Source organism: Pseudomonas sp. BW7P1 (assembly GCF_024981055.1).
GTDB lineage: Bacteria > Pseudomonadota > Gammaproteobacteria > Pseudomonadales > Pseudomonadaceae > Aquipseudomonas > Aquipseudomonas bananamidigenes.
This window is the reverse complement of record NZ_CP103374.1, coordinates 304,441-326,217: the sequence shown is the minus strand read 5'-3', so window position 1 is coordinate 326,217 and position 21,777 is coordinate 304,441. Positions and strand designations below refer to the sequence as shown.

24 protein-coding genes are annotated in these 21,777 nt (G+C 60.6%); 14 read left to right on the top strand and 10 right to left on the bottom strand.

The features are described 5' to 3' along the window. Positions 1-6: 6 nt before the first annotated feature. Positions 7-327 carry a DUF2388 domain-containing protein gene (locus tag NWV16_RS01535; protein ID WP_065260625.1) on the top strand — a complete coding sequence of 107 codons (321 nt, stop codon included), beginning with the start codon at positions 7-9 and terminating at the stop codon, positions 325-327. Continuing rightward, the gene (locus tag NWV16_RS01530) at positions 324-2,285 is read left to right on the top strand and encodes a DUF4105 domain-containing protein (protein WP_260521706.1); all 1,962 of its coding nucleotides are present in this window, start codon (positions 324-326) and stop codon (positions 2,283-2,285) included. Before NWV16_RS01535 ends, NWV16_RS01530 begins: the two co-directional genes overlap by 4 nt. Before the next feature lie 69 nt (positions 2,286-2,354). On the opposite strand, the gene NWV16_RS01525 is transcribed toward NWV16_RS01530, so the two are convergent. From NWV16_RS01525 to trpB, 3 genes are all read right to left on the bottom strand, one after another. Beyond that, positions 2,355-2,798: an anti-virulence regulator CigR family protein gene (locus NWV16_RS01525; protein ID WP_085713007.1), complete on the bottom strand. Its 444-nt coding sequence runs from the start codon at positions 2,796-2,798 to the stop codon at positions 2,355-2,357. A 119-nt stretch (positions 2,799-2,917) separates the two neighbouring features. Then, entirely contained in the window at positions 2,918-3,730 is an 813-nt protein-coding gene (gene trpA / locus NWV16_RS01520) for a tryptophan synthase subunit alpha (RefSeq protein ID WP_260521705.1), read from the bottom strand. Then, a complete protein-coding gene (trpB, locus tag NWV16_RS01515) occupies positions 3,730-4,977 on the bottom strand; it encodes a tryptophan synthase subunit beta (RefSeq protein ID WP_260521704.1) in 1,248 nt (415 codons plus the stop codon). The genes trpA and trpB overlap by 1 nt, the downstream gene beginning before the upstream one ends. A 112-nt stretch (positions 4,978-5,089) precedes the next feature. Here trpB and NWV16_RS01510 point away from each other — a divergent pair, with 112 nt between their 5' ends. Next, on the top strand, positions 5,090-6,007 hold the full coding sequence (locus tag NWV16_RS01510; protein WP_260521703.1) for a LysR family transcriptional regulator: 918 nt from the start codon (positions 5,090-5,092) through the stop codon (positions 6,005-6,007). On the opposite strand, the gene NWV16_RS01505 is transcribed toward NWV16_RS01510, so the two are convergent. Next, on the bottom strand, positions 5,980-6,306 hold the full coding sequence (locus NWV16_RS01505; protein WP_007953918.1) for a YqjD family protein: 327 nt from the start codon (positions 6,304-6,306) through the stop codon (positions 5,980-5,982). The two genes, NWV16_RS01510 and NWV16_RS01505, sit on opposite strands and share 28 nt — an antisense overlap. A gap of 156 nt (positions 6,307-6,462) precedes the next feature. Here NWV16_RS01505 and NWV16_RS01500 point away from each other — a divergent pair, with 156 nt between their 5' ends. Together NWV16_RS01500 and NWV16_RS01495 are read left to right on the top strand one after the other, a co-directional pair. After that, a complete protein-coding gene (locus NWV16_RS01500; RefSeq protein ID WP_260521702.1) occupies positions 6,463-6,678 on the top strand; it encodes a dodecin in 216 nt (71 codons plus the stop codon). Positions 6,679-6,803: 125 nt separating this feature from the next. Further along, positions 6,804-7,025, top strand: coding sequence for a DUF1161 domain-containing protein (locus tag NWV16_RS01495; protein ID WP_260521701.1), 222 nt, complete (start codon positions 6,804-6,806; stop codon positions 7,023-7,025). Positions 7,026-7,098: 73 nt separating this feature from the next. On the opposite strand, the gene NWV16_RS01490 is transcribed toward NWV16_RS01495, so the two are convergent. After that, positions 7,099-8,100 (bottom strand): LLM class flavin-dependent oxidoreductase, encoded by a 1,002-nt coding sequence (locus NWV16_RS01490; protein WP_134828656.1) that lies wholly within the window; start codon positions 8,098-8,100, stop codon positions 7,099-7,101. A 242-nt stretch (positions 8,101-8,342) separates the two neighbouring features. On the opposite strand from NWV16_RS01490, the gene NWV16_RS01485 reads away from it, so the two are divergent. Both NWV16_RS01485 and NWV16_RS01480 read left to right on the top strand, forming a co-directional pair. Continuing rightward, positions 8,343-8,774 (top strand): OsmC family protein, encoded by a 432-nt coding sequence (locus tag NWV16_RS01485; RefSeq protein ID WP_260521700.1) that lies wholly within the window; start codon positions 8,343-8,345, stop codon positions 8,772-8,774. Between the two features lie 102 nt (positions 8,775-8,876). Next, a complete protein-coding gene (locus NWV16_RS01480; protein WP_065260635.1) occupies positions 8,877-9,116 on the top strand; it encodes a DUF1161 domain-containing protein in 240 nt (79 codons plus the stop codon). Between the two features lie 6 nt (positions 9,117-9,122). Here the strand turns inward: NWV16_RS01480 and NWV16_RS01475 are convergent, their stop codons facing one another. Beyond that, positions 9,123-9,542 (bottom strand): hypothetical protein, encoded by a 420-nt coding sequence (locus NWV16_RS01475; protein WP_260521699.1) that lies wholly within the window; start codon positions 9,540-9,542, stop codon positions 9,123-9,125. Positions 9,543-9,582: 40 nt separating this feature from the next. Further along, positions 9,583-10,005 carry a hypothetical protein gene (locus NWV16_RS01470; protein WP_260521698.1) on the bottom strand — a complete coding sequence of 141 codons (423 nt, stop codon included), beginning with the start codon at positions 10,003-10,005 and terminating at the stop codon, positions 9,583-9,585. Positions 10,006-10,064: 59 nt separating this feature from the next. On the opposite strand from NWV16_RS01470, the gene NWV16_RS01465 reads away from it, so the two are divergent. After that, positions 10,065-11,150, top strand: a complete 1,086-nt coding sequence (locus NWV16_RS01465) for an aminopeptidase (RefSeq protein ID WP_260521697.1) — start codon at positions 10,065-10,067, stop codon at positions 11,148-11,150. 3 nt (positions 11,151-11,153) lie between these two features. Here the strand turns inward: NWV16_RS01465 and NWV16_RS01460 are convergent, their stop codons facing one another. Both NWV16_RS01460 and NWV16_RS01455 read right to left on the bottom strand, forming a co-directional pair. Further along, complete coding sequence (locus NWV16_RS01460; RefSeq protein WP_260521696.1) at positions 11,154-11,804, bottom strand: HAD family hydrolase; 651 nt, start codon at positions 11,802-11,804, stop codon at positions 11,154-11,156. A 28-nt stretch (positions 11,805-11,832) separates the two neighbouring features. Continuing rightward, complete coding sequence (locus NWV16_RS01455) at positions 11,833-12,378, bottom strand: gamma carbonic anhydrase family protein (protein ID WP_064379538.1); 546 nt, start codon at positions 12,376-12,378, stop codon at positions 11,833-11,835. A 62-nt stretch (positions 12,379-12,440) separates the two neighbouring features. Here NWV16_RS01455 and prlC point away from each other — a divergent pair, with 62 nt between their 5' ends. The 3 genes from prlC to NWV16_RS01440 all read left to right on the top strand — a co-directional run bounded on the left by prlC (position 12,441) and on the right by NWV16_RS01440 (position 16,967). Then, positions 12,441-14,519 (top strand): oligopeptidase A, encoded by a 2,079-nt coding sequence (gene prlC, locus NWV16_RS01450; protein WP_260521695.1) that lies wholly within the window; start codon positions 12,441-12,443, stop codon positions 14,517-14,519. Further along, on the top strand, positions 14,516-14,806 hold the full coding sequence (locus NWV16_RS01445) for a YheV family putative zinc ribbon protein (protein WP_260521694.1): 291 nt from the start codon (positions 14,516-14,518) through the stop codon (positions 14,804-14,806). Before prlC ends, NWV16_RS01445 begins: the two co-directional genes overlap by 4 nt. 112 nt (positions 14,807-14,918) lie before the next feature. Beyond that, entirely contained in the window at positions 14,919-16,967 is a 2,049-nt protein-coding gene (locus NWV16_RS01440; protein WP_260521693.1) for a M3 family metallopeptidase, read from the top strand. Here NWV16_RS01440 and NWV16_RS01435 read toward each other — a convergent pair. Then, the gene (locus NWV16_RS01435; protein ID WP_260521692.1) at positions 16,954-17,598 is read right to left on the bottom strand and encodes a dual specificity protein phosphatase family protein; all 645 of its coding nucleotides are present in this window, start codon (positions 17,596-17,598) and stop codon (positions 16,954-16,956) included. The genes NWV16_RS01440 and NWV16_RS01435 overlap by 14 nt on opposite strands. Positions 17,599-17,884: 286 nt before the next feature. On the opposite strand from NWV16_RS01435, the gene NWV16_RS01430 reads away from it, so the two are divergent. From NWV16_RS01430 to NWV16_RS01420, 3 genes are read left to right on the top strand one after another with little or no spacing between them, the layout of a single operon-like run. Further along, the gene (locus tag NWV16_RS01430) at positions 17,885-18,631 is read left to right on the top strand and encodes a gluconate 2-dehydrogenase subunit 3 family protein (protein WP_260521691.1); all 747 of its coding nucleotides are present in this window, start codon (positions 17,885-17,887) and stop codon (positions 18,629-18,631) included. Between the two features lie 2 nt (positions 18,632-18,633). Next, positions 18,634-20,418, top strand: a complete 1,785-nt coding sequence (locus tag NWV16_RS01425; RefSeq protein WP_065260645.1) for a GMC family oxidoreductase — start codon at positions 18,634-18,636, stop codon at positions 20,416-20,418. Between the two features lie 12 nt (positions 20,419-20,430). Beyond that, positions 20,431-21,732: a c-type cytochrome gene (locus NWV16_RS01420; RefSeq protein ID WP_260521690.1), complete on the top strand. Its 1,302-nt coding sequence runs from the start codon at positions 20,431-20,433 to the stop codon at positions 21,730-21,732. Positions 21,733-21,777: the final 45 nt, after the last annotated feature.

Below are 21,777 nucleotides of genomic sequence, written 5' to 3'. Positions count from 1 at the left end.
CGTTCCATGCGTAGCCCGCTGATTGCTGCCGCCCTTGGCCTGCTGTTGTTGGCCGATATGGCCCAGGCGCACACCCTGGTAGCCACCAGTAACATCATCGTTCGCGCCTCCCAGCGCACCATCGATTTCACGTCCGACACCACCACGTCGATCCGCGATTCGAAAATCATCCGCGAAGCCCACGACGACGCCGCCAGTTTCGTCGCCAGCAACGGTGATATCCGTGGCGCGCACCTGGAAGCCGCCCTCAACACCTTGCGCACCCGCGTGCCGGAAGCACGCGACGCCAGCGACCAGGTACTCGCCGAAGCCATCCTCGCATTGTGAAATCTCTCAACGCCTGGCTGCTGGCCGGGGCGTTGCTGCTGATCGGCAGCAACGCCCACGCCAGCCTGCAATTGCGGCTCAAGACCGACGGTCTGAGCCCCGCCCAACAACAGGCCAGCCAGGCGCTGCTCGATGAAGCGATGCAGAAACTGCCGCCCAGCTTCATCGAGCGCCTGGATAGGCGCATCGATGTCGGCTGGACCGACGACATGCCCGCCAACGCCTACGGGCAGGCGACACTCGTTTCCGAGCTGGATCTGAACCGCAAACTGCTCGCCAGCCTCACCGACGGCAGCGCGGCCCGACAAAAGACCAATCGCCCCCACGGCACCGTGCGTCAGGAGTTGCTGGCTACAGTGCTGCACGAAATCACCCACATCTACGATCGCGCACGCCTGTGGCCAGCCGCCGAGCGCACGCTGATCCAGCGCTGCACCCGCCGCAACAACAGCGCCGGACTGGTAGGCCTGCCGGATGAATGCCGGGGTCAGAACGATCGGCGCTTCACCCTCAGCGATGACCCGCGCCTGCTTGACCTTGCAGGCTGGCAGCAATACGTCGGTCGTCGAGGCGAACGCGAGCAGCACAACCGGCAGATCGCCCGCAGCCCGGACTTGTACGAAATCTCCAGCCCGAAAGAGTTCGTCGCGGTCAACATGGAGTACTTCCTCCTCGACCCGAGCTACGCCTGCCGCCGTCCGGCGCTGTACCGCTATTACAAGGAACACTTCGGCTGGGCGCCGCCGGAAAAGGACACCTGCGCCAAATCCTTCGCTTTCCTCAATGCCGGTAACGACTTTGCCAAACAGCCGCTGGGCCAGGTCGATCCGGAGCGGGTCTACGCCATCGACTACCTGCTGGCCGAAGCGAATCAGAACTGGGTCAGTCGCTGGGGTCACAGCATGTTGCGTTTGGTGATCTGCGCACCGGGCCGGCCCCGTGGGCCGGACTGCCGGCTGGATCTGGACCAGCATCTGGTGCTGTCCTACCGCGCATTCGTCGGCGACGTGCAGCTGTCGAGCTGGGACGGACTGGTCGGCAAGTACCCGTCGCGTCTGTTCGTTCTGCCATTGGCACAGGTGATCGACGAATACACCAAGACCGAACTGCGCAGCCTCGCCTCGGTGCCGCTGAACCTGTCGCGCAGCGAGATCGAAGACGTGGTCGAGCACGCCGCCGAAATGCACTGGAGCTACGACGGCAACTACTTCTTCCTGTCCAACAACTGCGCGGTGGAAAGCCTGAAGTTGCTGCGCAGCGGCAGCAATAACTCGCAGCTTGTCGGTCTCGACAGCATCATGCCCAATGGCCTGCTTGAGGTGCTCAAAGGTCGGGGGCTGGCCGATACCAGCGTGCTGGACGACCCCAAAGAGGCTTTGCGCCTGGGTTATCGTTTCGACTCGTTCCGTGATCGCTATCAGGCGATGTTCGAAGTGCTGAAGAAACAATTGCCGATCAAGCAGACCAGCGTCGAGGAATGGCTGTCGCTGTCGGCCGAAGAACGACGGCCCTGGTTCGAACGTGCCGATTTGCGTACCAGCGCTGCTCTGCTGCTGTTGGAGCAGGCGAGTTTCCGGCGCCAGTTGCTGTTGGCTCAGGATGAGGTCAAGCAACGCTACCTGGGTGCCCGGGAGCTGGAAAACGGCGGCATGGATAAAGCCAACGCGACGTTGCAGCAGATCCTCGCCAACAGCGGCTTCCTCAGTCGCCCGGCGGAACTGCTCGACTCTCGTGGTTATGGCCTGCCGCAACCGAGCGAATTCGGACGACTGGAAGCCGAAAGCAGCCAGCGCCAGAAACAGCTGCTGGCACTGAGCGGTGATCTGGACAAGGAAGTACGTGCGCTGCTGGAACCGAAGCGAGCGGCAGAGATTGCCGCCAACGAGGCCAACGTGAAACAGATCGGCGAACATTTGCGCAAACTTCACAAGGCCTCGGGGGGTCTGGAACTGCCCTGAAAACAACGACCCTGAAAAACAAAAGACCGCAGCCTGTGCAAGGCTGCGGTCTTTTTCATTGCCTGCAAATCAGTACAGAACGCCATCCAGAATTTCGTAGACGATACCGGTACCGACCGCGATCAACACGATATCGCCGCCGGCCCGGCGCCACTCATAGCCCGGATACACCGGCAAACGCCCCAGTGCCCGGGGATCCAGCCGCTCACCATAATACCCGTGGGGCAACGGCCGGCCGCGTTCCAGACGAATACCCGGAGGTGGCGGTGCACCGCGAACGAAGTAGCCATGGTTGTCACGGATCACCTGGCGCACCGGTCCGAAGTCACGTGGTGGTGGGCCGCCACGGTGGCTGCTTTGCCAATCATGGTGATCGCCACCGCGATCATCGTAGTGGCCCTGCTGCGGGCCGCCGTGGTCGTGATCGTCGCGCGGGTCGGCGCTGGCCAGCAGCGGCGTGGCGCTGATCATCAGCACGCCCAGACTGGCAATCAGACGTTTCGGCATTTTCATGGGTTTTCCTCACTGCACTGACAGCAAAAAGGGATTCAGAACGGGTTCTGAATCCCTCGGTCTTGCCGAATTAGTCTGTGCCGCGAGGCGCTAATTCCTCTGTATCAGGAACTTTACCTTCAGCTGACGCGAGCCTTACGCACGCCTTCGGACAGCGCCGAGCACAGGCTCAGCACGCCGTCGATGGCCTGAGCCGGCGTAGTCGCGTTGGCAATGTGATCGATCAGTGCCGAGCCCACCACCACACCATCGGCCAGACGCGCGATGGACGCGGCTTGCTCCGGCGTACGGATACCGAAACCGATGCTGATCGGCAGATCGGTATGACGTCGCAGACGCGCCACCGCTTCCTCGACGTGTTCCAGAGTCGCCGCACCGGCACCGGTCACACCGGCAACCGACACGTAGTAAACGAAACCGGAGCTGCCGTTCAACACTTTCGGCAGACGCGCATCATCGGTGGTCGGCGTGGTCAGACGGATGAAGTCGATGCCTGCAGCCTGGGCCGGGTCGCACAGCTCCGAGTTGTGTTCCGGTGGCATGTCGACCACGATCAGGCCGTCAACGCCGGCCTCCTTGGCTTCGGCGATGAAACGCTCGACGCCGAACTTGTGGATCGGGTTGAAGTACCCCATCAACACTAGCGGCGTGTCGCTGTTGTCCTTACGGAACTCGCGAACCATTTGCAGGGTTTTGATCAGGTTCTGCTTTGCGCCCAAGGCACGGATGTTCGCCAGTTGAATCGCCGGACCGTCGGCCATCGGGTCGGTGAATGGCATGCCCAGTTCGATCACATCGACACCGGCTTTCGGCAGGCCCTTGAGGATCGCCAGCGAAGTGTCGTAGTCCGGGTCACCGGCAGTGACGAAGGTCACCAGGGCGGCGCGGTTCTGTTCCTTGAGTTCGGCAAAGCGGGATTGCAGGCGGCTCATCAGTGTTTCTCCTGCTTCGATTGCTCTTGTTGAGCGTGTTCCATGTGGTGCATGACGGTCTGCATGTCTTTGTCACCGCGACCGGACAGATTGACCACCATCAGGTGATCCTTCGGCAGCTTCGGTGCGCGTTTGAATACTTCGGCCAGGGCATGGGCGCTTTCCAGAGCCGGGATGATGCCTTCGAGGCGGCAGCACTGGTGGAATGCAGCCAGCGCTTCGTCATCGGTTACCGAGGTGTACTGGACACGGCCGATGTCATGCAACCAGGCGTGCTCAGGGCCGATGCCCGGATAGTCGAGGCCGGCGGAAATCGAATGGGCGTCGATGATCTGGCCATCTTCATCCTGCAGCAGGAAGGTACGGTTGCCGTGCAACACGCCCGGTACGCCGCCGTTGAGGCTGGCCGCATGTTTGCCGGTTTCGATGCCGTAACCGGCGGCTTCGACGCCGATGATTTCCACGCTCTTGTCATCGAGGAACGGGTGGAACAGGCCCATGGCATTGGAACCGCCGCCGATGCACGCCACCAGGCTGTCCGGCAGGCGGCCTTCCTGCGCTTGCAGTTGCTCGCGGGTTTCCTTGCCGATCACGGCCTGGAAGTCGCGAACCATCGCCGGGTAAGGGTGCGGGCCGGCCACGGTGCCGATCAGGTAGAAGGTGCTGTCGACGTTGGTCACCCAGTCACGCAGCGCTTCGTTCATCGCGTCTTTCAAAGTGCCGGTACCGGCGACCACCGGGATCACCTCGGCGCCCAGCAGCTTCATGCGGAACACGTTGGCCTGCTGGCGCTCGATATCGGTGGTGCCCATGTAGATCACGCATTGCAGACCGAAGCGAGCAGCCACGGTGGCGGTGGCCACGCCGTGCATGCCGGCGCCGGTCTCGGCGATGATGCGTTTCTTGCCCATGCGCCGCGCCAGCAGAATCTGGCCGATGCAGTTGTTGATCTTGTGCGCGCCGGTGTGATTCAGCTCTTCGCGCTTGAGGTAGATCTTGGCGCCGCCGCAGAACTCGGTCAGGCGCTCGGCGAAATACAGCGGGCTCGGACGTCCGACGTAATCGCGCTGGAAGTAGGCCAATTCCTCCTTGAACGCCGGATCTTCCTTGGCCGCTTCGTATTCGCGGGCCAGATCGAGGATCAACGGCATCAGGGTTTCGGCGACATAACGGCCGCCGAACGAGCCGAACAAGCCGTTGGCGTCAGGGCCGTTACGCAGATCGGAGGTGTTCGAAGTCTGGGTCATGGTTCGCTCCAGCGGATTTCACGAGAAGACAATGGCGTTCACTCTACCCCTGACCTTCCAGGCTGAAAACCGATAAGATCGCCACAACCTGTCAGAAAAACTCACAGATATCATGAGCCATGACCTTCCCCCGCTGAACGCCTTGCGTGCGTTCGAAGCCACCGCCCGGCTGAACAGCGTCAGCCAGGCTGCCGAGCAGCTGCACGTCACCCACGGCGCGGTCAGCCGCCAGCTCAAGGTGCTTGAGGAGCATCTGGGCGTCAGCCTGTTCGTCAAGGATGGTCGCGGCTTGAAACTCACAGATGCCGGCATCCGTCTGCGCGACGCCAGCGGCGAGGCGTTCGATCGCTTGCGCAGCGTGTGCGCCGAGCTCACCCAAAGCACCGCCGACGCACCGTTCGTGCTCGGTTGCTCCGGCAGCCTGCTGGCGCGCTGGTTCATCCCCAGATTGGGCAGGCTGAATGCCGATCTGCCGGATTTGCGCCTGCACCTGTCGGCCGGTGAAGGCGACCTCGACCCGCGTCGCCCGGGACTGGACGCCTTGCTGTTGTTCGCCGAGCCGCCATGGCCAGCCGACATGCAAGTGTACGAGCTGGCCAGCGAACGGATCGGCCCTGTCATGAGCCCGCTGTTCAGTGGCTACCCGAACCTGCAATCGGCACCGCCCGTCGCTCTGCTCGGCGAGCCCTTGTTGCATACCACCTCTCGCCCGCAAGCCTGGCCGAGCTGGGCACGGCAGAGCGGCCTCGACGCCAAGGCGTTGAAGCTGGGACAGGGTTTCGAGCATTTGTATTACTTGCTGGAAGCAGCCGTTGCCGGTCTGGGTGTGGCGATTGCGCCAGAACCGTTGGTGGTCGAAGACTTGAAGGCAGGACGCCTGGTCGCGCCATGGGGCTTTTGCGAAACCCCGGCGCAACTGGCGTTGTGGCTACCCAAGCGCGCCGCCGACGGGCGCGCCCGGCAATTGGCGCAGTGGCTCAGGAACGAGTTGCGCCAGGCGGATCATTCGCCTCGCTTGAACAGCAAGTAGGCGGCCAACAGACCCAGCGCACCGACCGCCACACCGGCGGTCGTCCACGGATGTTCCTGCGCGTAATCACGGGTGGCGATTCCGGTCTCGCGGGTTTTGACTTTGACTTCTTCGTAGGCATCGCTGAGCAGGCTGCGCGAATGTTTCAGCGCACTTTCGGCGTTGCCCTTGAGCGCCTTGAGGGTCTTGCGCGACTCGTCCGAAGCGTCGTCTTTGAGGCTTTCCAACGATTTGAGCAGACTCTCGATCTCCGCTTCCATGCTTTGCAACGAGGCTTTGCGTAACGAGGTGTTGGCCATGGTGGCTCTCCTGCATTGGTGATGAGTGGCGTGTGTTGTTTGGGACTTCACGGGTTCTGGAAAGTGCAGAAAATCTGAACTCCGGTTTCTCCCGGCGACCGAAATCAACAGCGCAAATCGCTGCTAGGCTCAAATCCACACGTCAAGGAGATCGCCATGAGTGACCATCACACCTACAAGAAAATCGAGCTGGTCGGTTCGTCCACCAGCAGCATCGAAGACGCCATCAACAATGCACTGGCCGAGGCCAACAAGAGCATCAAGCATCTGGAATGGTTTGAAGTGGTCGATACGCGTGGCCACATCAAGGACGGCAAGGCTGCCCATTTTCAAGTGACCCTGAAAGTCGGGTTCCGGATTGCCAGCAGTTGAGTTTGGACTACGCTTCTGAACTTGCGCGCTGGCCGAATGCCATAGGAATGGCAAAGCGCTACAGGGTGAGCGCATCGAGTGAACTCGGTGCCCGCCTCTTTTAATCCGACCAGGGAGTGCGACCGATGAAGAAGTTCATGTTGGCAGTAGGTTTGTTGAGCCTTGCCGGTGGTGCGTTTGCTGCCGGCAAGCCTTGTGAAGAGCTGAAAGCCGAGATCGCGGCGAAACTGGATGCCAAGGGCGTTTCCGGTTATTCGCTGGAGATCGTCGATAAAGGAGAACACGGCGGGAAAGTCGTTGGTACTTGCGAAGGCAAGACCAAGGAAATCGTCTACAAACGCGGTTGATCGCCTGAAATGCAAAAGCCGACGCAATGCGTCGGCTTTTTTGTACCCGGATACTTTGCACAACTATCAGGCCTCAGCCCTTCATCACCTGCGCCAGCAATTCGTAGGAATGCAGGCGATCGGCGTGTTCGTACAGATCGCAGGTGAAGATCAGCTCATCAGCCTGGGTCTGTTCGACCAGCACTTCCAGCTTCGCACGGATTTTCTGCGGACTGCCGACCATCGCCAGGCCCAGGAAATCGCCTACGGCTTCACGCTCATGAGGCAGCCACAGGCCATCCATGGTTTTCACCGGAGGACGCTGCACCAGGCTTTGTCCGCGCATCAGCGCGAGAATACGCTGGTACACCGAGGTCGCCAGGTAGTCGGCCTGTTCGTCGGTGTCGGCCGCGACCAGCGGCACGCCAAGCATCACGTACGGTTTATCGAGTACTGCGGACGGCTTGAAGTGATTGCGATAGACGCGAATCGCCTCATGCATGAAGCGCGGTGCGAAATGCGAGGCGAAGGCATAAGGCAAACCGCGCTCGCCGGCCAGTTGCGCACTGAACAGGCTGGAGCCGAGCAGCCAGATCGGTACGTTGGTGCCGGTACCCGGCATTGCGATCACACGCTGATCCGGCGTACGCGGGCCGAGGAAGCGCACCAGCTCGGCGACGTCTTCAGGGAAATCATCGGCGCTGCCGGAGCGCTCGCGACGCAGGGCCCGGGCGGTCATCTGGTCAGAGCCGGGCGCGCGACCCAGACCGAGGTCGATGCGCCCCGGATAGAGGCTTTCGAGCGTGCCGAACTGCTCGGCGATCACCAGCGGCGCATGATTGGGCAGCATCACGCCGCCGGAGCCGACACGGATGGTCGAGGTGCCGCCAGCCAGATAGCCCAGCAGCACCGACGTGGCGGAGCTGGCGATACCGTCCATGTTGTGGTGCTCGGCCACCCAGAACCGGGTGTAGCCAAATTTCTCGACATGCTGCGCCAGATCCAGCGAGTTGCGCAGCGACTGGGCCGGGCTGCCATTTTCGCGCACCGGCACCAGATCGAGAGTGGAAAACTTTACGTCGGACAGTTGCTTCATGAACCTGCATCTCCGATTGAGGGCGCCGGTGTGTTCCTGACGAACGCAAACCTGCCCAATTCATAAGCGTGTTCTGTGCAATAAGGGCATATACCCGAGTTTCAATAGCCTATCCGAAATTTCCTACTAAAAAAGTCAACGACTCAGCCGGGCTGAACTTTGTCCTGGCGTCTATCCTCAGAAGCCTTGCAAGTAAAAACCCTGACGGCGCGGCTTTCGCGCCCGATCCTGAGGAGGCACACATGGCTATCGTGAAGAAAGCATCCGCACACTGGGAAGGTGACCTGAAAACCGGCATCGGCTCGATCTCCACCGAAACCGGCGTCCTGCGGGAGGCGCCCTACGGCTTCAAGGCCCGTTTCGAGGGCGGCAAGGGCACCAACCCGGAAGAACTGATCGGCGCCGCCCATGCCGGCTGTTTCTCCATGGCGTTCTCGATGATCCTCGGCGATGCCGGTCTGAAGGCAGAAAGTATCGACACCCAGGCTGAGGTCACCCTGGATCAGGTTGATGGCGGTTTCGCGATCACTGCAGTGAAGCTGATTCTCAGGGCGAAGATTCCGGGCGCCACCCAGGCGCAGTTCGAAGAGCTGAGCAACAAGGCCAAGGAAGGTTGCCCGGTGTCGAAAGTCTTGAATGCGAAGATCAGCCTGGATGCGTCACTGGTCAACTGATCGACTTGAGCAGAATCAGAACCCGCCAGGCAAAAATGTGGTCGAATAAATGACAGCAGCTTTCGCGCATCGTCGTGCGCACTGCTCCCGGGAGCTTCAACCATGAAACGTTTTGCTTTGGCGGTTTTCTGTAGCGTGCTGGCAACCTCGGCCTTCGCTGCGCCCAAGGATTGCGAAGAACTCAAGCAGGAGATCGAAATCAAGATTCAGGCGAATGCCGTGCCTTCCTACACGCTGGAGATAGTCTCCAAAGAGGAGGCTGAAAAGCACGATGTCGCCATGATCGTCGGCACTTGCGAGAACGGCACCAAGGCCATCATCTACCAGAAAAACGACAGCTGATTCAGGCTAGATGGCGCAAAAGGTGTCGCGATCCTCGGCGACGATTTCTCGCTTGGCGTTATACAGCCGGGCACTGGGAGTAAACATCAGGGAGCGACCCTCCAGTACGTAACGCTGCCCCGCTTCGAAATGGTCGAAGCGGATGGTCAGGTAGCACAGGCGCTCCACGGGGTCGTTCAACATGCCAGCGCCTCCACCGGGCGCCTCGAAATCGAAACGCACCAGCAACTCATGGCTGCCGGGCGTCACCTGAAAGAAACGTCCGTCATTCAGGCGCTGATTGTCGAGACGATCGGCCATCAGCAGTTTTCCGCCCGGGGTTGGCGTCGAGAAGTCGACCCAGGCCATGTTGGGGTCGACCGGAGGCATCGGTGTCTGACAACCGGCAAGCACACCAGCAATCAGCAACAGCATCGTCTTGCGCATGATGAATGTCCGTGGATTCGGACATTCAGCATAACGCCGATCAGGTGCGCTGGCAGCCTGCCGGTTTACCTTGGCCGACTACATTTCGCTGCTGGTCGTAGAGCCTGGCCCACGGCCGGAACCCGACATTGCCGGCCTGGAGCTGGTAGCGCTGGCCGGCGTTGAAGTCCGTAAATTTCAGGTTCAACTGGCAATCGCGCCACAGCGGTTCAGCATCGGGGCCGATGTTGGTTGCCTCCACCGGAAACTGGTAGCGCACCTTCAGTTCGTGGCTGCCGGGCTGTACCTCGAAATAACGTTTGTCGACGGCGGCCTTCCTGTCGACTTCCAGCGCTTGCAGTGCTGTGTCCTGTTGCCGCGAATCCAGATCGATCCAGGCTTGCGTGGGGTCAGGCGAAGGCATTCCGAATCCGGCACAACCGGCCAGCGTCAGCAGGCCTCCCGTCAGTATCAAGATGCGCATGGCGAAGCTCCAATGGGCGGGATAGTCTTGCGTTCAGACTTTCCTGGGATGTTCTTATTGTGTTCAGGCCGTTTCCAAGCCTTGGGTTACTTGATCGCGTTTTGCGGGTTTTGTTTCCGGGTGTGCTGTTTTTGTTGCTCAACGGTTGCTCCAGCATCAGTTATTACAGCCAGTTGGCCAACGGTCAGCTGCAATTGCTTCGGGCACGGGAGCCGGTAGCCAAGGTGATTGCCGACCCGAGTCGGGACGCAACGTTGCGCGCACACCTGACTCAGGCACAAAAGGCCCGGGATTTCGCCAGCCAGCATCTGCATCTGCCGGATAACCAGAGCTATCGCCTGTACGCCGACATTCACCGACCGTACGTGGTGTGGAACGTGTTCGCCACGCCGGAGTTTTCCCTGAGCCCGCAGAACCACTGCTTCCCGATTGCCGGCTGCGTGGCCTATCGCGGTTACTACAGCCAGAGTGCGGCACGGGGCGAAGCCGCGATTCAGCGCCTGCAAGGCATGGATGTGTCGATCGGCGGTGTCGAGGCCTATTCGACCCTGGGCTGGTTCAACGACCCGATCCTCAACTCGATGATGGGCTGGGGCGATGAACGCTTGGCCACGCTGATCTTCCATGAGCTGGGTCATCAGCGTTTCTATGTGAAGGACGACACCGGGTTCAACGAGTCCTACGCCACCTTTGTCGAGCAGGAAGGCACCCGACAGTGGCGGGCGTTTCGTGGCCTGCCGCCCGAAAATGATGCTCAACTCAAACGCCGCGATCAGTTCATTCAGCTGATCCTCGATACCCGGGGCCGGCTGGAAAAGCTGTACACGCAACAGATGCCCGTCGAACAGATGCGCGAACGCAAGGCCGCCGAGTTCGAACGGTTTCGCCGGGACTATCGGGAGATGCGCGATCACCAGTGGGCCGGGGACAAACGTTATGACGCCTGGGTCAATGCACCGCTGAACAATGCACGGCTGTTGCCGTTCGGGCTGTATGACCAATGGGTGCCGGCGTTTGCGGCCCTGTTCAGGCAAGTCGGTGGGGACTGGCAGAAGTTTTATGCACAGGTGGAAAAACTGGGCGGCTTGCCGGCTGACAAGCGAAAGGCAGCGCTGCGTGAGCTGACCACCCTTCGCTCCGATTGACGGTCAGCGCTGCAGAAATGCCTGATGCAGCTCGGCCAGAGTCTCAAAGTGATAGGCCGGCGTCTCGGCGCTCAGCTCTTCATGGCTGCCGAAGCCGTACCCCACCGCCACAGCATCCAGCCCGTTGCTGCGAGCACCGATCAGGTCATGCTTGCGGTCACCGATCATCAGTGTATTGACCGGATCCAGCCCTTCTTCGGCGATCAGGTGTGCAATCAGCTCCACCTTGTTGGTGCGAGTGCCATCCAGTTCACTGCCGTAGATCACCTTGAAGTGTTTGGCGAAATCGAAGTGCCGGGCGATTTCCCGGGCAAACACCCATGGCTTCGAAGTCGCGATATACAACTGCCGGCCCTGGCCATTCAGGGCTTCCAGCAACGGCATGACGCCTTCGAACACGCGATTTTCGTACAACCCCGTGACCTTGAAGCGCTCGCGATAGAAATTCACCGCCTCCCAGGCCCTGGCTTCATCGAAACCATAAAATTGCATGAACGCCTGCAACAGTGGCGGGCCGATGAAATGTTCCAGTTTGGTGAGGTCAGGCTCATCGATGCCAAGTTTGCTCAAGGCGAACTGGATGGAGCGGGTAATGCCTTCACGCGGGTCGGTGAGGGTGCCATCGAGGTCGAACAATAGGGTCTGGTGATGCATGAAAAATCCCGGGCAATGGAGAGGAAAATCAGAGCTGGTCGTAGCCTTCGGCCAGATGCAGATCCTTGAGCTTCACGTAATTCGCCGCGCTGTAGGTGAAAAAGGCGTTTTCCTTGTCGGTCAGCGGACGAACCTGTTTCACCGGGCTGCCCACGTACAGAAAACCGCTTTCCAGACGTTTGCCCGGTGGCACCAGGCTGCCGGCGCCGATGATCACATCGTCCTCGACCACCGCACCGTCCATGACAATGCTGCCCATCCCGATCAGTACGCGGCTGCCGACGGTGCAGCCATGCAGCATGACCTTGTGGGCGATGGTCACGTCATCGCCGATCAAAAGGGGAAAGCCGTCCGGGTTGAACGGGCCGGCATGGGTGATGTGCAACACACAGCCATCCTGCACGCTGGTGCGCGCGCCGATACGGATACGGTGCATGTCACCACGGATCACGGTCAGCGGCCATACGGAGCTGTCTTCGCCGATTTCGACGTCGCCGATCACCACCGCGGAGCCGTCGACAAAAGCGCCTTGGCTCAAGCGTGGGGTGTGATTCTGGTACTTGCGAAGGGACACGATTGGTTCTCTCTCTGTCGCCGATAGCTGCGGTGGGTGTCGATTGTAATTAAGATGGGCGCATGTTTCTTCCAGCCAAGGTGCCAACCGTGAGCGTGAACAACCCTCTTCTGCAGTCCTACGACCTGCCGCCGTTCTCCGCGATCCGTGCCGAACACGTGCAGCCGGCCATCGAAACCATCCTGGCCGACAACCGCGCCGCCATTGCCGAAATCCTCAAAACCCAGGGCCGGAACCCGACCTGGGCCGGTCTGGTGCTGGCGATGGACGAACTCAATGATCGCCTGGGCGCCGCCTGGAGCCCGGTCAGCCACCTCAATGCGGTGTGCAACAGCGCCGAACTGCGTGAAACCTACGAGTCGTGCCTGCCGGCATTGAGCGCCTACTCCACCGAAATGGGGCAGAACCGCGAACTGTTCCAGGCCTATGAAGCCCTGGCCAGCAGCCCGGAAGCCGCCGGGTTCGACGTGGCGCAGAAAACCATTCTGCAACACGCCCTGCGTGACTTCCGCCTGTCGGGTATCGACCTGCCGGAAGCCGAGCAGAAGCGCTACGCCGAAGTGCAAAGCAAGCTGTCCGAGCTGGGCAGCCGCTTCTCCAACCAGTTGCTCGACGCCACTCAAGCCTGGACCAAGCACCTGACCGACGAAGCCGCCCTCGCCGGCCTGACCGATTCGGCCAAGGCGCAAATGGCTGCCGCCGCACAGGCCAAGGGCCTCGATGGCTGGCTGATCACCCTGGAATTCCCGAGCTACTACGCGGTGATGACCTATGCCCAGGATCGTGCGCTGCGTGAGGAAGTCTACGCCGCCTACTGCACCCGCGCGTCGGATCAAGGACCGAATGCCGGCCAGTTCGATAACGGCCCGGTCATGAGTGAAATCCTCGACCTGCGCCAGGAACTGGCCAGGCTGCTCGGGTTTTCGAGTTTCGCCGAGCTGAGCCTGGCGACCAAAATGGCCGAATCCAGCGATCAGGTACTGAGCTTCCTGCGCGATCTGGCCAAACGCAGCAAACCGTTCGCCGCCCAGGATCTGCAACAGCTGAAGGCTTACGCCGCCGAACAGGGCTGTGCCGATCTGCAAAGCTGGGACAGCGGTTTCTACGGTGAAAAACTCCGTGAACAACGCTACAGCGTCGCTCAGGAAACCTTGCGCGCCTACTTCCCGATCGACAAGGTACTGGGCGGTCTGTTCGCCATCGTTCAGCGCCTGTACGGAATCGAAATCGCCGAACTGAAAGGCTTCGACACCTGGCATCCGGACGTGCGCCTGTTCGAGATCAAGGAAAACGGCCAGCACGTCGGCCGCTTCTTCTTCGACCTCTACGCCCGCGCCAACAAGCGCGGCGGTGCCTGGATGGACGGCGCCCGCGATCGTCGCCGCACGATCGACGGCGTACTGCAAAGCCCGGTGGCCAACCTGGTGTGCAACTTCACTCCGGCCGACAGCGGCAAGCCTGCGCTGCTGACCCATGATGAAGTGACCACCCTGTTCCACGAATTCGGCCATGGCCTGCACCACCTGCTGACCCGCGTCGAGCATGCCGGCGTGTCCGGCATCAACGGCGTGGCGTGGGACGCGGTCGAGCTGCCGAGCCAGTTCATGGAAAACTGGTGCTGGGAACCGGAAGGCCTGGCGCTGATTTCCGGGCATTACGAAACCGGAGAACCGCTGCCGCAGGACTTGCTGGAGAAAATGCTCGCGGCGAAAAACTTCCAGTCCGGCCTGATGATGGTGCGCCAGCTGGAGTTCTCGCTGTTCGACTTCGAACTGCACGCCACCCACGGTGACGGCCGCAGCGTCGCGCAGGTACTGGAAAGCGTGCGGAACGAAGTCTCGGTGATGCGTCCGCCGGCCTACAACCGTTTCCCCAACAGCTTCGCGCATATTTTCGCCGGCGGTTACGCCGCGGGCTACTACAGCTACAAGTGGGCGGAAGTGCTGTCGGCGGATGCCTTCTCCAGGTTCGAGGAAGACGGCGTGCTCAATGCCGACACCGGCCGCGCCTTCCGTGAAGCGATCCTGGCCCGCGGCGGCTCTCAGGAGCCGATGGTGCTGTTCGTCGACTTCCGTGGCCGTGAGCCTTCGATTGACGCACTCTTGCGCCACAGCGGCCTGAGTGAGGACGCGGCAGCATGAGTGAGGCGCCTGTGAAGACCAAAAAACGCTTTATCGCCGGGGCGGTCTGCCCGGCGTGCAGCGAGCCGGACAAGCTGATGATGTGGAGCGAAGACGACGTCCCGCACCGCGAATGCGTGGCATGCGGCTACAGCGATACGCTCAATGCCCAAGGGCTGTCGGTTCCGAAGGAACTGGGTACGCGAGTCAACACCAGCGCACTCAAGCCTGCAGCGGACAAGACGGTTCAGGCAGTGCAGTTTTTCCCGAACCCGAAGCTGAAGAAAAAGCCCGACGAACAACACTGATCCGGCACCACCTTCCATCGATGTCCGGTGGAAGGTGGTATTGGCTTATCACCTGTCCCCTGCACTTGCTTCATAGGCTGGCCGTTTCCGCCATGCCTCGAAGGAAGTTGCCGTGCCCGACATCAATCCCCTCCTGCAACACTGGATCCTGCCGCCCTGGCCGGCGATTCGCGCCGAGCATTTGCTGCCGGCGATCAACAGCATCATCGACGACCACCGACGAATCATTGCACAAGTGCTCGCCACTCAGCTTGAGCACCCCGGTTGGGACGACCTGGTACTGACCATCGACGAAGCGGATGCCCGCATCCGTGAATTCCGGTCGATTCTCGTAACGCTGTCCACGGTCAAATCCGACGCTGCCGACTGGCTCGTGGAAAGCGCCAAGGCTCAAATTGCGCTCAATCAATATCGCTCCGAGAAAGCCCGCAATCGCCCGTTGTACGAGGCTTACCTGCGTTTGGCACAGAGCTCGGTCGCAGCCTGTTTCGATGAGTCACGCAAGATCGTGCTGGCGCGCAAACTGCGCCAGTTCAGGCAGTCAGGCATTGCGCTTGCCACTGCGCAACAGCGGGAACTGGCCCGTTTGAACCTTGAGATCGGCGGCCTCGAATCCGCGTTTTTGACCCACCTGGAACGTTGGAGCGCGACCTGGAGCAAACGGGTCGACGATATCGCACTGCTCGCGGGCCTTTCCCCGGCGATGAAGGAGCGCCTCGCACTCAATGCTCGCCAGGCCGGTCATGACGGCTGGCTGATTCGCCTGGATCAGAACACCTGCCAGCACATTCTCAAATACGCCGAAAACCGTGCCTTGCGAGAAGAGTGCTGTGTGACCTACCTGACCCGCGCATCCGATCAGGGACCGCTGGCGGGACGTTTCGATAACGGTCCGGTGCTGACGAAGCTGCTGGCCTTACGCCAACAGAAAGCCCGCTTGCTTGGCCACGAAAACGCCGCACAACTGAGCCTGACCAATAGCATGGCGGGAACGACAGCCTGGGTCAGGGATTTTCTCCGGTGCCAGGTTGCGCAATTGGCGCCTGTCCTTGAACAGGACGCTCTGCAATTGGCAACCTTCGCGCAGCAACTCGGTATCGACCAGGTTCAGCCATGGGATGAAGACTTTCTCGCCGAACAATGGCGCCAACGGCAGTTTCCCGGAGCACTGGAAAACCTGCGTGATTACTTCCCGCTCGATGGCACCCTGCGCCGGCTCTACGTGTTCTGCGAACGCATGTTCGGAATCCGTATCGTCGAGCAGCCCGGTGGAAGGCACTGGCATGAAGACGTACGGCTACTGGAAGTCAGCGAACATGAGCAGGTCGTCGGCTACCTCTATATCGATCCCTTTCATCGCGACAACGCCGTGGACTTTGCCGCAACAACGACACTGCGCAATCGCCGGATCAATGCCGAAGGCCGGCCGGCACTGCCCATTGCCGTCCTCCAGAGTAATTTCACGGCGGCCACCGACAGCCAGCCCTGTCTGCTCGACCTCAGTGACTTGCGCGTTCTTTTTCACGAGTTCGGCCACTGCCTTCAGCAGTTGCTGACGCGCTCACCCCATCACACCCTTTCCGGCATCCTGCAATTGGGTCATGAGGCGGCGGAGTTCTCCGGGCAACTGTTCGAGCAGTGGTGCCAGTCGCGGGAGTTCGTGCTGTGGCTCGGTGCACATTTCCAGACCGGCGAGCGCCTCAGTGCTGAACGGGTCGACGCGGCACTCTCGGCCAGCGAGGCCCATTCCAGCCGACAACAGGCCTTGATACTGATGGGTGCGATGATCGACATCGAGCTTCACGCCACTCATGGCGATGGGCGTACTGTCGAAGACGTTTGCGCCGATGTGCAGCGCAAAATGGGTGCCCGGCTACTCCCCGACAATCATCGGTTCGCCCAGAGTTTCGATTACATGGTGACCCAATACGACGCTTCGGTTTACGCCTATGTCTGGTCGCAAGAGCTGGCGCGGGAAGCGTTCAAACGCTTCAGCCGCGACTGGGTATTCAATGCGCAGACCGGCCGGGCGTTCCGGGAGACGTTCTTTTCGCCGGGAGCCGGTCGGCCGTTGCTGGAAGCAGTGGAGAGGTTCATTGGCCAACCGGTCAGAGAAGATCTGCGTAGCGACCGGTCGGCCGGGCGAATTACTTCAGGTTGACTGTCTGGAACCAGCTCTTCATCGAGCAGGTAGCGAACGCACTGGTGCTGCAATCGCCATTGGCCAGCGCGGTGCGTAACTTGTCGACATCGGCCTGCATCACGTAGCGAACACCGTCCTTGAAGTGGCCACTTTCGCCGAAGCCACCCTGAGTCATTTCGTTCAACGCGTCTTCCTTGCTCCAGCCCTGCACGACGATGCGGTACATCGCCGCCATCAGGCCGGTGCGGTCGGAGCCGTGCTTGCAATGCATCAGCACCGGACCGTTGGCCTCGGCGGTCTGGATCGCACGCAGGGCCTTGAGGACGTCACTGTCATCGACGTGATTGGTGCGATAGGGCAGTTGTACCTGGTTGATACCCGGGGCTTTCAGCCAGCTCGAGTCCGCCTCGGGCAGGAAGTTGATGACCGTGGCCACTTTCAGGTTTTGCAACAGCGGCACCGCACCGGCATCAGGCAGCGCACTGCGATAGAGCGTGGGCGACATCTGGAAGAAGTTGTATTTCACCTCGACCGGTTGCGCCCATTCCGCAGGGCGAGAAGCCGGTGCATCGGCGGCATGGGCCGGGATCGAGCCGAACAGGGCAAACAGCGAGAAACAGATCGCAGAGGAAAAACGCTTCAAGGACATGCTGTGCGGTGACCGTGTGGGATTCGTCAGTGAGGGCGGCAGCTTGAAGGTTGTCCAGTCAAATCCCTGTGAGGCGATTGTCAAAGAAACGTGAAGCCGGGGCATGTTTCGTCGCCATTTCGGGCTTTTTTCGGCTGAAGCGATTCATCCGGTTGGTTAGCCTGCTACCATTTGTCACATCATGTTGCAGATGTCCCCCTTTTCCCGGCCACGTCGTCGCAACCGACCACTTCAAAGCCGTTCGCAGAAACGGCTGATAACCTTCAATGCCTGATGAGGTGCCCCCATGTCTGATCAAGATCAAGACAACCCACGGCGTGAGTTCTTGCGCAAATCCCTGACCCTGATCCCGGTGGTCACCCTCGCCGGCAGCGGTCTGGGCAGCAGCGTGCTGCAAGCGGCTCCCGAAAGCTCGCCCGCCCCGGCCCCCGCCAAATCGGTTGCCGCCGATGCAAGCGCCTACCAACCGAGCTACTTCACTGCAGAAGAATGGGCGTTCATCAATGCCGCCGTCGCGCAGTTGATCCCCAACGACGCCCAGGGCCCCGGTGCTCTCGAGGCCGGCGTGCCGGAATACATTGATCGACAAATGAACACTCCGTACGCCGCCGGTGCGCTGTGGTACATGCAAGGCCCGTTCAACGCCGACGCCGCACCCGAGATGGGCTGGCAGAGCAAACTGGTGCCAAAAGAGATCTATCGCCTGGGCATTGCCGCCACGGATCAGTGGGCAAAATCCCTCAACGGTAAAACATTTGCCGAGCAAGACAGCGCTACCCGAGACGATCTGCTCAAGCAGCTCGAAGCCGGAAAACCGCAATTCGACGCTGTTCCGGCGAAGATTTTCTTCAATCTTTTGCTGCAAAACACCAAGGAAGGGTTCTTCTGCGACCCGATCCACGGTGGCAATAAAGGCATGGTCGGCTGGACCATGATCGGCTTCCCCGGCGCCCGCGCCGATTTCATGGATTGGGTGGAACGCAACGAGCAATACCCCTTCCCGGCAGTTTCGATTCGCGGCGAGAGGGCGTGAGCATGGCAACGGTAATGAAAAAGGTCGACGCGGTGATCGTCGGTTTCGGCTGGACAGGCGCGATCATGGCCAAGGAGCTGACCGAAGCCGGGCTCAACGTACTGGCGCTGGAGCGCGGGCCGATGCAGGACACTTACCCTGACGGCAACTATCCCCAGGTGATTGATGAACTCACCTACAGCGTGCGGAAAAAGCTCTTTCAGGACATCTCCAAAGAGACCGTTACCATCCGTCACAGCGTCAACGACATCGCCCTGCCGAACCGCCAGTTGGGTGCGTTCCTGCCTGGCAATGGCGTGGGCGGCGCCGGCCTGCATTGGTCGGGTGTGCATTTTCGCGTCGACCCGATCGAGCTGCGCATGCGCAGCCACTACGAAGAACGCTACGGCAAAAGCTTTATTCCCAAGGACATGACCATCCAGGATTTCGGCGTCAGCTATGAAGAGCTGGAGCCGTTCTTCGACTTCGCCGAAAAAGTCTTCGGCACTTCCGGCCAGGCCTGGACCGTCAAGGGCCAACTGGTCGGCCAGGGCAAGGGCGGCAACCCATACGCGCCGGATCGTTCGAACCCGTTTCCGCTGGAAGCGCAGAAAAATACGGTTTCCGCGCAACTGTTCGGCAAAGCGGCTGCCGAAGTCGGTTACAAACCCTACAACCTGCCTTCCGCGAATACTTCGGGGCCATACACCAACCCCTACGGCGCGCAAATGGGCCCGTGCAACTTTTGCGGTTTCTGCAGTGGTTACGTTTGTTACATGTATTCCAAGGCCTCGCCGAACGTGAACATTCTGCCGGCGCTTAAACCGCTGCCGAATTTCGAACTGCGGCCCAACGCCCACGTCCTGCGGGTCAACCTCGACAGCACAAAAAGCAAGGCCACCGGCGTCACCTACATCGACGGCCAGGGTCGGGAGATCGAGCAACCGGCGGATCTGGTGATCCTCGGTGCATTCCAGTTGCACAATGTGCGGCTGATGCTGCTCTCCGGCATCGGCAAACCGTACGATCCGGTCAGCGGCGAGGGTGTGGTAGGGCGTAACTTCGCCTACCAGAACATGGCCACGATCAAGGCGTTCTTTGACAAGGACACGCACACCAACAACTTCATCGGCGCCGGTGGCAACGGCGTGGCGGTGGACGACTTCAACGCCGACAACTTCGATCACGGGCCTCACGGTTTCGTCGGAGGCTCGCCGATGTGGGTCAACCAGGCTGGCAGCCGGCCGATCGCCGGCACCTCCAACCCGCCGGGCACCCCGGCCTGGGGCAGTGCATGGAAACGCGCAACCGCTGATTACTACACCCACCAGGTGTCGATGGACGCCCACGGCGCGCATCAGTCCTACCGGGGCAACTACCTCGATCTGGACCCGGTGTACCGCGATGCCTACGGCCTGCCGCTGCTGCGGATGACGTTCGACTGGCAGGAAAACGACATCAGGATGAACCGTTTCATGGTCGAAAAAATGGGCAAGATCGCCGAAGCCATGGGTCCGAAAGCCATTGCGGTGATCGGCAAGAAAGTCGGCGACCACTTCAACACCGCGTCCTACCAGACCACCCACCTCAACGGTGGCGCGATCATGGGCACCGATCCGAAGACCAGCGCGCTGAACCGCTATTTGCAGAGCTGGGACGTGCACAACGTGTTCGTTCCGGGTGCGTCGGCATTCCCGCAGGGTCTGGGGTACAACCCGACCGGGCTGGTTGCCGCGCTGACCTACTGGTCGGCAAAAGCGATTCGCGAGCAATACCTGAAAAACCCCGGCCCGCTGGTTCAGGCTTAAGGAGCGATGACCATGAAGACCCTCGTTATCGCATCCCTGGCGCTGCTTGGCAGCGTCGCCGCTCACAGTGCCGAACTCGATCACTCGTTGATCAAAAAAGGCGAATACCTCGCCCGTGCCGGCGACTGTGTGGCCTGCCATACGGCCAAGGACGGCAAACCCTTCGCCGGCGGCCTGCCGATGGAAACTCCGATCGGCACGATCTATTCGACCAACATCACCCCGGACAACACCGGGCTGGGCGGTTACAGCTTTGAGGAGTTCGATCAGGCCGTGCGTCATGGCGTCGCCAAAAACGGTAGTACCTTGTACCCGGCGATGCCGTACCCGTCCTACGCCCGTGTCAGCCAGGATGACATGCAAGCGCTGTACGCCTATTTCATGCACGGTGTTGAGCCGGTGGCGCAGGAGAACAAGGACAGCGACATCCCGTGGCCACTGAGCATGCGCTGGCCGCTGACGGGCTGGCGCTGGCTGTTCGCGCCGAAAGTCGAGGATTACAAACCCACGTCGGAAGACGCCGTCCTCAACCGTGGGGCGTATCTGGTGGAAGGCCTCGGACACTGTGGCGCCTGCCATACACCACGGGCTCTGACCATGCAGGAAAAATCCATGAGTGCAGCCGAAGGCAGCAGTTTTCTGTCAGGCAGCGCACCGCTGGAAGGCTGGATCGCCAAGAGTTTGCGTGGCGACCACAAGGACGGTCTCGGCAGCTGGAGCGAAGAGCAACTGGTGCAATTCCTCAAAACCGGTCGCAGCGACCGCAGCGCGGTGTTCGGCGGCATGAGCGACGTGGTCACCCACAGCATGCAGTACATGACCGACGCCGATCTGACGGCGATTGCCCGTTACCTGAAATCACTACCGGCCAACGACCCTGCCGACCAGCCGCACCAGTACGATGAAAAAGCCGCCAGGGCCTTGTGGAACGGTGATGACAGCCAGCGCGGTGCCTCGGTATACATCGACAACTGTGCCGCGTGCCACCGCACCGACGGCCACGGTTATACCCGGGTGTTCCCGGCGCTGGCGGGCAATCCGGTGCTGCAATCGGACGACCCGACTTCGCTGATCCATATCGTGCTCAAGGGCGGAACATTGCCTGCGACACACACGGCACCGTCCACCTTCACCATGCCGGGTTTCGCCTGGCGTCTGTCGGATCAGGAAGTGGCGGATGTGGTGAGTTTCATTCGTGGAAGTTGGGGTAACAAGGCATCTTCTGTCACCGCGAAAGATGTGGCCAGGTTACGTACGGACGATATGACTACAACCTCTGCCGGCGATCTTGGACAAGTAACGAACCACAACTAAGCGCAATAACCCCTGCATGAAAAATCATGCAGGGGTTATATATTC